This is a genomic window from Verrucomicrobium sp. BvORR034 (genome assembly GCF_000739635.1).
Classification (GTDB): domain Bacteria; phylum Verrucomicrobiota; class Verrucomicrobiia; order Verrucomicrobiales; family Verrucomicrobiaceae; genus Verrucomicrobium.
Genome location: NZ_BATQ01000002.1, coordinates 1 through 8,851, shown reverse-complemented (window position 1 = coordinate 8,851; position 8,851 = coordinate 1). Strand labels below are relative to the sequence as shown.

Annotated in this window: 6 protein-coding genes; 4 read left to right on the top strand and 2 right to left on the bottom strand. The window is 62.8% G+C overall.

Going from position 1 to position 8,851, the window contains the following annotated elements:
* Positions 1-242: 242 nt before the first annotated feature.
* Positions 243-2,342 carry a tetratricopeptide repeat protein gene (locus BV034_RS00460; protein WP_050023023.1) on the bottom strand — a complete coding sequence of 700 codons (2,100 nt, stop codon included), beginning with the start codon at positions 2,340-2,342 and terminating at the stop codon, positions 243-245.
* Positions 2,343-2,497: 155 nt separating this feature from the next.
* Here BV034_RS00460 and BV034_RS00455 point away from each other — a divergent pair, with 155 nt between their 5' ends.
* The 4 genes from BV034_RS00455 (at position 2,498) to BV034_RS00440 (ending at position 7,551) form a co-directional block, all read left to right on the top strand.
* Entirely contained in the window at positions 2,498-3,757 is a 1,260-nt protein-coding gene (locus tag BV034_RS00455; protein ID WP_050023021.1) for a hypothetical protein, read from the top strand.
* A gap of 137 nt (positions 3,758-3,894) precedes the next feature.
* A complete protein-coding gene (locus tag BV034_RS00450; protein WP_050023019.1) occupies positions 3,895-5,010 on the top strand; it encodes a ribokinase in 1,116 nt (371 codons plus the stop codon).
* A gap of 111 nt (positions 5,011-5,121) precedes the next feature.
* Entirely contained in the window at positions 5,122-6,246 is a 1,125-nt protein-coding gene (locus BV034_RS00445) for an aldo/keto reductase (protein WP_050023017.1), read from the top strand.
* Between the two features lie 156 nt (positions 6,247-6,402).
* Positions 6,403-7,551: a family 10 glycosylhydrolase gene (locus tag BV034_RS00440; protein WP_050023016.1), complete on the top strand. Its 1,149-nt coding sequence runs from the start codon at positions 6,403-6,405 to the stop codon at positions 7,549-7,551.
* 750 nt (positions 7,552-8,301) lie between these two features.
* Here BV034_RS00440 and BV034_RS00435 read toward each other — a convergent pair.
* The coding region (locus BV034_RS00435) for an alanine racemase (protein WP_265592478.1) at positions 8,302-8,851 on the bottom strand (550 nt) is incomplete at its 5' end.

Sequence of the window (8,851 nt, the reverse complement as noted above, 5' to 3'; positions counted from 1 at the left end):
TTTGGAGTGCACGCGGGAACCGCCGCTTGGGCGTCTCTTGTGATGTCCTCTAACCCTTCGCCGCCCGCCAGAGCCCACATCCTCCGTTCACACCCCAACGCTTCCTGCCCGGCACAGGACTTCCCAAAGCGGCAATGCTTGCCGCACTCCCCAAATCCCGCCAGCGGGATCAGGTGTTGGTCATCTCTCCGTACTTGGTAGCTCCTAGAACTTTCGACCTCTCAGGGTCGCGTCGCTCCTGATCACGGCTTCTCTTCCTTGCCGTTCCCATTCCCATCGCCATCACCCGGGTCCGACTTCTTGCGGTTGAACAGCTTCTTCACCGTACCCGTGACCGCGCCTGACACCGCATCCGTTGCTCCTGAAACCGCGCCGGTCACAGCACCGGTGACTCCAGTCACAGACTTGGTGACCCTCGCAGCCACTCCTGGGCCTTTTTCTTTCTCCTTTTCCTCGACAGGCTCTGCCATCACCACGGGTTTTGGCGGTGCAGCGGGAGCGGCCTCAGGCTTGGGTTTCGGTTTGGGCTGAGGCTTCGAGGAAGCAACAGCCTTTTTGCTCTTCTCGCTGGTGCCCTTGGTGGACTTCGAGACCGTGGCTTTCTTGGGGGCGGGGGCTTCTTCTTCCTTTTCTTTTTCCGCTTCTGCGGCCGCCATGCGAGCCTTCTGCTCGGCAGCCAGTTTGGCTTTCTCCTCCGCGGCGATGCGCGCCTTCTCCTCCTTCAGAGCTTTTTCTTCTGCCGCTTTGGCGGCCGCGGCTTCCGCCATCTGCGCCTCTTCCGCGGCTTTCATTGCTTTGGCTTCTTCCATCCTGGTCTTCTCTTCCGCCGCGAGACGCGCTTTTTCCTCTGCCGCCGCCTTGGCCTGGGCAATCTTCATGGCCTTCTCTTCTTCCAGCTTGGCTTTTTCCGCCGCTACCTTGGCGGCTGCTGCTTCTGCCAGCATGGCTTTCTCCTCAGCCGCTTTGCGCACCTTCTCTTCAGCCTCCTGCTTTGCCTTCATGGCGAGCTGCGCCTTCTCTTCCTCGATCCGGGCTTTCTCAGCCGCTGCCACCCGCGCCTTTTCCTCAGCTTCCATGCGGACCTTTTCCGCAGCGTCGGCTTTGGCTTTCTCTTCCGCAGCGATACGCGCCTTTTGCTCCGCGACCACCATGGCCTTCTCTTTCATGGCTTGTTCGCGATCGGCGATAAGCTGGGTCTCCGCCTTCACGACAATGGCGTGGGTTTCCGCAGCGAGCGGGTGGTCCTTGCCCAAGTGCGCCTCAAAGATGGCCAGGGCTTTGGCATAGAGGCCGGCGGCATCCTCGCTCATCTCCATCGCGGTGAAGTTGTCCGCGAGCTGACGGTAACAGCGACCCGTCTCAGGATGATCGGAAGGGTAGTGCATCCGGCAGATGCGCCAGGCCTCACCGCTGTGCTTCTGACAGAGGTCAAATTCGCCCTGCCGTGAAGCCAGCCTGGCCAGACTCAGCTCCACCAGCAGCAGCTCCACCGCATCGCGGGTCTGCTTCTTCAGCAAGTTCTCGCGGGACTTCTCCAGCAGCGCTTTCGCACCCGCATCATCTTCACCCGCGAGCACCATGAGGGCTCCCACACGGCTCTGGTAAAGACCTACATCGCGCAATTCATCGGGAAAATTCTGCTCAGCCAGGGCCAGAGCCTCGCGGGCCAGAGGCAGCGCCTTGGCATACCGGAGCTGCCCGTAGTAGATTTGCGCGAGCATGGACAGATCCCTCGCCAGGGCGGGGGGCTCATTGCCATGCGCCTTGCGTGCCGCATCTACGGCCCGGGCCACGGCCTTGTCCGCCTCCTCGTCCCGTTGCAAAAGCAGCAGGGTGTCTGCCAGCAGCCCGGCGGGCGCGATCAAATCGCCCGCAGGCCGACCGGTGCGCTCAGCATCGGACAGATTGGTCTCGAATGCCATGACCGCATCATCATAGCGGCCTGCGGCCTGACAGGCGCGGCCCAGTTTCTCCGCGAACCCAAAGGCGAGGTCGCCCTCCTTGCCGCTCCAGCGCTGGTTGGTTTCTGCATCGTAACGGGAGCGACGCCAGGCGTAGTCCAGCTGCTCGATGGCCTCTTTCCACCGGCCGACGGCGCGGTAGGCTTCGCCCAGCTCTCCGCGACGGATCACGATTTCGATGTCGTTTTCCTTAAACAGCTTCGTGGCCGAGCTCAGCGCCAGTTCGTAGTTGATCACCGCCTTCTCGTTCTCGCCCTTGAGCGCAGCCTCCTTCGCGATGTCCCGGTAGGACTGTGCGAAGGCCGTCGGCAGGGGTGCCAGCGTCTGAAGCGCAAGCAGCAGCGCGAGGGGGTAACGGAGGCGTGAAGGCGGGCCGGACATGGCGGAAAGTCTTCCCTCCACTGTGCTGGCAGGCAAGGCAAAGTTGGTTCCCGCCCGGCCGCGTGCAACATTCGGGGCCAAAGGGGTGTTTCAATTGCGCGGCCCGCATCGTAATCTGTAGGTCGTTTTCGCCCCCTTGAGATCCGCTGCCGCCCATGATCCGCCAAGTCCTGCCCCGTCTGCTCGCGAGCACCCTTCTGCTGGGGGGAGTGGCGGCATCCCTGCACGCGGCGGAGGCCCCCAATGCCTTCACGCTCCCGCCGCACAGTTACTGGGAGCGAGAGCCGCAGGATCGTTTTACGCGGTTCAAAACGGACTTCGAGGCCGGGCGGGCCCCGATCGATTTCAGCAGTGACAAGGCCTTCCTCATCAGCCTGCTCAAGGCGCTGGACATTCCCGCCTCGACCCAGATGTGGGTGTTTTCCACCACCAGCCTTCAGCTCCGGTTCATTTCACCCCGCAATCCGCGGTCGGTGTACTTCAATGACGAGGTGTCCATCGGCTACATCCCTGGGGGCCGCATTGAGGTGGCTTCGCTCGACCCCGATTTGGGTGCGATTTTCTACATCTTCGACATTCCCCAGCCGGGACAGACCCCGGTGATCGAGCGCTCCAACCGCTGCATGAACTGCCACGCGGGCTCAGAGACAGGCCGGGTGCCCAACTGGGTGGTGGAATCGTCCCTGCCGGGTCCTACTGGGGGCAGTGTGAAATCCTTCCGCCAGGAAACCACAGGCCATGGCATCCCGTTCAACGAGCGCTTCGCTGGCTGGCACGTGACGGGCAAGCACGCCATCACTGGCCACTGGGGCAACCTGATCGGCCGTCTCTCCCCACAGGGCGTGCAGACGGAGTCCGTGGTGCCCGGGGAGCGGTTTGACGTGAACAAGTACCCGGTGGCCACCAGCGATATCCTGACCCACCTCGTGTTTGAGCATCAGCTCGGGTTTGTGACCCGGCTCGTTGAAGCCACCTACCGCACCCGCGCCCTGCTGGAGGAGGACAAGGGTCGCCTGACCCCGGCCCACAGTGCGGAGCTGGACAAGGTCGCAGACGCCTTTGTCCGCTATATCCTCTTTGCCGATGAGATGAAGCTGCCTGCCGGGGGAGTGGAGGGTGATCCCACCTTCGTGGCCGACTTCCTCAAGCCGCGCAAGACCACTGCTGGTGGTGCCTCGCTGCGCGACTTCGATCTGCGCACCCGTGTGTTCAAGTACCGCTGCAGCTACATGATTCACTCTCCAGTGTTTCAGAAAATGCCCGCCGAGATGAAGCAGCGGGTCTATCGCCGGCTCGGTCAGGCCCTGAGTGAGGGCAAGCCCGATCCCACCTACAGCTATCTGCCGGTGGAGGAGAAGCGGGCCATTGTGCAGATCTTGAAGGAGACCGTTCCGGACATCAGCCGACGTCCGTGACATCGCAGGGCAGTTTCCGCACAAAGATTTTGCTGGGAACTTGCTAAAATACGCTGACAGAATGGGTGACTCAGAGTGTTAATTGCACCTGAAAAAAGTAAGCCCGGCGTCTTCCCACGCACCTCCACGTCCGCACAATGTCTGATACTGTTCCGAACCCCGCCATTGCCGTTGTCGGCTCGCTGAACATTGACACCCAGCTCTCGGTGCCGCAGTTGCCGGAGACGGGCACCACGGTGGCCGCCAGCAGCATGAGCAGCTGCTATGGAGGAAAAGGGGCCAATCAAGCCGTGGCCGCCTGTCGGCAGGGGGCCTCCGTCAGCCTGATCGGCTCGGTGGGGACAGACGCTGGTGGCAGTGCCTACCTCGAGTATCTGATGGCTCAGGGGATCGATGTCTCTGCGGTGCAGCCCTATGAGGACACCCCGACGGGCCGCGCCTACATCTGTGTGAACCCGGCGGGGCAGAACTGCATCGTCACGCTGCCGGGAGCCAACGCCTACCTCATGGCCGAACGAGTGGCGGAAAACATCGCCATGATCGAAGCCGCCGACGTGGTGCTCTGCCAGCTGGAAGTGCCGGTCGAATCGGTGGTCTATGCCCTCCAGACTGCCAACGAATACGGCAAGACGACGATCTTGAATCCCTCGCCGCTCAATCCAGAATTTCCCTGGGGCCAGGTGCCGATCGACTTCTTGATTGTGAATGAGAAGGAAGCCGCTTCGCTGCTTGGTTACTTTGTGGAAAGCACGGCTGAGGCCCCCACGATCCGCTCCCAAATGGCCGACCTCGGCATCGGCACGCTCATCATCACCCGGGGTTCCGAGCACACCTTTGCCTTCAGTGCCAATCAGGCGCTCAAGGTACCGCCACCCCAGCTGTCCGCAGTGGACACCGTCGGTGCCGGAGACGCCTTTGCCGGGACGTTTGCCGTGCACTGGGCCCAGTCTCGCAATCTGCTCGGCAGTCTGCGCAAGGCCAACATCGCCGGTGCCCTGGCCACCCAGCGCGAAGGAGCCCAGGATGCGATCCCGACCCGCGAGGAGGTCGATGACTTTGGCAAGGCACCCGCTCCAGAGCCCGAGCCTGAACCTGCTCCCGAAGAATCCAGCCCGGAATATTCCGAATACTCTGCGGAAGGGGAGGGAGAAGCCCCCCCGGAAGAGAGTTGGGACGAGCAACCGGCAGAGGAAGGCAGCGACCTGCCGACCTCTGACTCCGAAGACGACGCAGAACACAAGCCTCAAGGTTGAGGTCCCGGCGTACTCCCAGACACACCCGTAGCAATCTGCGGCCATGGATTCGCAAGCCCCGCCTACGGGTTGGGCTTTGACCCCGCGCCTTTTCACCGTATTACCTGTATTATGGATCTCACACGCACCGCATTTGGCAGTTGGAGCGGCGGCCGCTTCATGCACTTTGGCGAAGCCCTCACGGACGAACGCTACATTCAGCTCGTTCAGCGCTCCTATGAGAAGGGCACCCGCACCTTCGTGACCGCCGACGTGTACGGTGGCGGCCGTGCAGACACCCTACTGGGTGAGGCGCTCAAGGGTATCGACCGCAGCACCTACTCCCTGGTGGGCATCATCGGCCACGACTTCTACGGCGGCCTGCGGGCGGGTGCCAAAGGCTACCCCCGTTTCACGGAACCCGGCCTGCATGCTCCTGAGGAGTATGCCAGCTACGTCCAGATGGCCACGGAGAAGTCCCTCGAACGCTGCGGAACGCAGAAATTCGACCTGCTCATGCTGCACAATCCCGACACGACAGGCTACAGCAGCCCCGTGGTGTGGGATGCCCTGCGGGCGGTGAAGGCCAAGGGCCTGACGGAACGCCTCGGCATCGCCCCTGGACCCGCCAACGGCTTCACCCTGGACATCATCGACTGCTTCGAGCGCTACGGCGCAGACATCGACTGGGCCATGGTCATCCTCAATCCCTTTGAACCCTGGCCGGGCCAGCATTTGCTGAGCGCTGCCCGCAAGCACGAGGTGAAGCTGCTCGCCCGGGTGGTCGATTTCGGCGGCATCTTTCACGATGACGTGAAGCCCGGTCACAAGTTCCGCGACGGCGACCACCGGAGCTACCGCCCCAAAGGCTGGGTGGAAGAAGGCAATGAGAAGCTCGAGAAGGTGCGCCCGATCGCCGAGAAATACGGCCTGACGATGCTACAACTCTCCGCCATCTGGGACCTCTCGCAAGAGCCCGTTCGGAGCGTGGTGCCGACCCTCATTCAAGAAGCGGGGGAGGGTGCCCGGACCATCGAATCCAAAGCGGACGAGCTCGCGGCCCTGCCGGACATCACTTTCACTGCGGAAGAAGTGAAGGAAATCGCTGCCATCGGCGACAACACCGGCTGCATGAAGCTTAAGGGAGCCAGCGAGCGCCACGAAGGTCAGGATGCTCGTCCCGACGAGTGGCCCATTCGCGGCGAACTGCTTGAAGTGGCCAACCGTTGGGGCCTCGGCAGCACTTGGGCGTGGTGATGTAGAACGGGATGGGTTATGGGAGAGGGTTATGGGTTAGAAGTTAAGAGTTATGGGTTGGACGAGCTCAAGTTTCGCAGGAACTGCCTTCTGCCGATTCAGCCCATCAACGAATTCCTCATAACCCTTAGCTCATAACATCTAACCCCCTCAATCATGCCCCGACTTGCTGCCAGCCACCTGCTGTTCTTTGCCATCCTGTTCTCCCTGGCCGCTCCAGCCTCCGCCGAGATGCGCGGAGCCTGGGTGGCCTCGGTGCACAACTTGAACTTCCCGTCCCGCACGGGACTCTCCGCCGATCAGCAACGAGCGGAGATCCGCCGGATCATCAGCATCGCCGCGGCGTGCCGTCTGAATACCCTGATGGTGCAGGTGCGTCCTGAGGGGGACGCGCTGTATCGTTCACGTCTCGAACCCTGGAGCCGCTTCCTCACCGGCACCCAGGGGGTGGATCCGGGCTATGATCCGCTCGATACCTTCATTGCCGAGGGGAAGAGCCAGGGCATTGCCATTCATGCCTGGATCAACCCGTATCGCGCCTCCACCAGCAAGGCCGGCAAGGCGGAGAATCACATCTCCCGCACCATGCCGGGGGCCGTGCGCCGGGTAGGCTCCATGCTCTGGATGGATCCCGGCGATCCTGCGGTGCGCCAGCATGTGGTGCGAGTGGTGGAGGACATCGTCCGGCGTTATGCCGTGCGTGGGGTGATTCTGGACGACTACTTCTATCCGTATCCCGGCACCGGCCTGCCCCGCGGCACTTTTCCGGACGACACCACCTATGGCCGCTATCAAGCAGGGGGCGGGGGGCTCAATCGGGCGGACTGGCGTCGTGAAAACGTCAACACGCTGATCCGCGAATTGCACACGGTGGTGCATGCGAACCGCCAAGGTGCCTGGTTTGGCGTGAGCCCGTTTGGCATCTACCGGCCCAACGTCCCACGCGGCGTGGAGGCCCAGCTGGACCAGTTGACCGAGCTGTACTCAGACCCCGTGGCCTGGCTCCGCGAGGGGACGGTGGACTACCTCTCCCCGCAGCTCTACTGGGCGGACGCGGGTCCGCAGAGTTTTTCCTCGCTCCTCGGCTGGTGGCGCAGCTCCAGTGTGAATCCGCGCGGCATCCTCGTATTCCCGAGCCTCGCGGTGGACCGCCTGGGTGGCAGCCACAACTGGCCGGTTCAGGAAATCAGCCGCCAGCTGGACATCGAGTCCTCCATCCGGCCCAAGGGCGGGTTCATCATCTGGAGCATGGCCCCGTTGATGCGCAACACCAAGGGAGTGAATGGGGTGTTGCAGGGGAGGTAGGGCCCGCTGCGCGGAGACAGAAGACCCGAGCGCACGCCAGCGACGACACGTACAACGAAGCGGCCGGCAAAGGGAGAAAGGGACATTGGTGTCCCGGTCCGATCCAGTCGTCCCATGAGGAAGTGTCGCGTTCCTACGGCCAAACACTGGGCTGTAGGGCGACCGCCTCGATTGCCTCAGTCAGGGGTAACTTGCGGCAAGCGGAGCGCTTGCCCTACAGGGTGTCTGGGGCAGAGTTGAACGATCAAAGGCCTGGGGGTGTTCTGTTCCTGACCCCATGGCCAACTACTCTGGGTTGTAGGGCGACCGCTTCGGTTGCCTCAGTCGGGAGGGCGCGTCCTGACCGTCCCGCATGCGGGACGGAACTGCGACCCCGACGGCGAACGGAAGGTCATGGATTGCCGATCGGGGGCCGGTATGATGTTGCTGGGGACGCGCGACTGAGCGGAGCTGGGAACCCCCCGCCTCCTTTACCCAGGAGCAAGTGTCGAGACCACATGAGTGCAGAGCGCAGGAGGCGGGATCTCCGGTCCCGCTGGTGAGCGAAGAGAGAAAATCTCACAACGTACACAGACACACCAAGTCCCTCGCACATCATTTCCTGAACCCGGAGGGTTCGCCATGAATAGCCATGGCGTCGGCCGAGCGGAGCGAGGACTACCCATGGACCCATGCCACCGCATTTCTACCGCGGAGCGGTAGGCCCATAGGACACCCACACCCCTGACTCACCTCTCGCATCCGCACCCACTACGCCACCACCACCCGCGCCACGCGGGCGGTGATGCCCGTAAACACGTGCCACGAGATCGTGCCAGCCTTGTCGGCGACCTCCTCGGCGGAAATCTTCGCCCCGCCCTGGGTCCCCAGAAGCACCACTTCATCGCCGGGCACCACGGGCTCTTTCCCAGGGAGGTCGGTGACATCCACCATGATCTGGTCCATGGTCACCCGCCCGAGCAGAGGACAGCGCTGGCCGTGGAGGAGGACAAAAGCGTTCTTACCTGAAACCTGACGGGGGTAACCATCGGCATACCCGCAGGCCAGGGTGGCCACCCTGGTGGGCCGGCGGGTGACATGGCTGCGGCCGTAGCTGATGCCGTGTCCCTCGGGGAGTTCACGCACCAGGATCACCCGGGTCTTCCAGGTCAGCACGGGCCGGAGTTTTTCCTGGTAGGGATCGCCCAGGCCGGTGCTCGCCAGCGGATCCACGCCGTAGAGCATGAGACCGGGACGCACCAGGTTGCAAAATTCGTGACCGGAGGGATACCCCAACAATCCAGCGCTGCTGGCCAGGTCG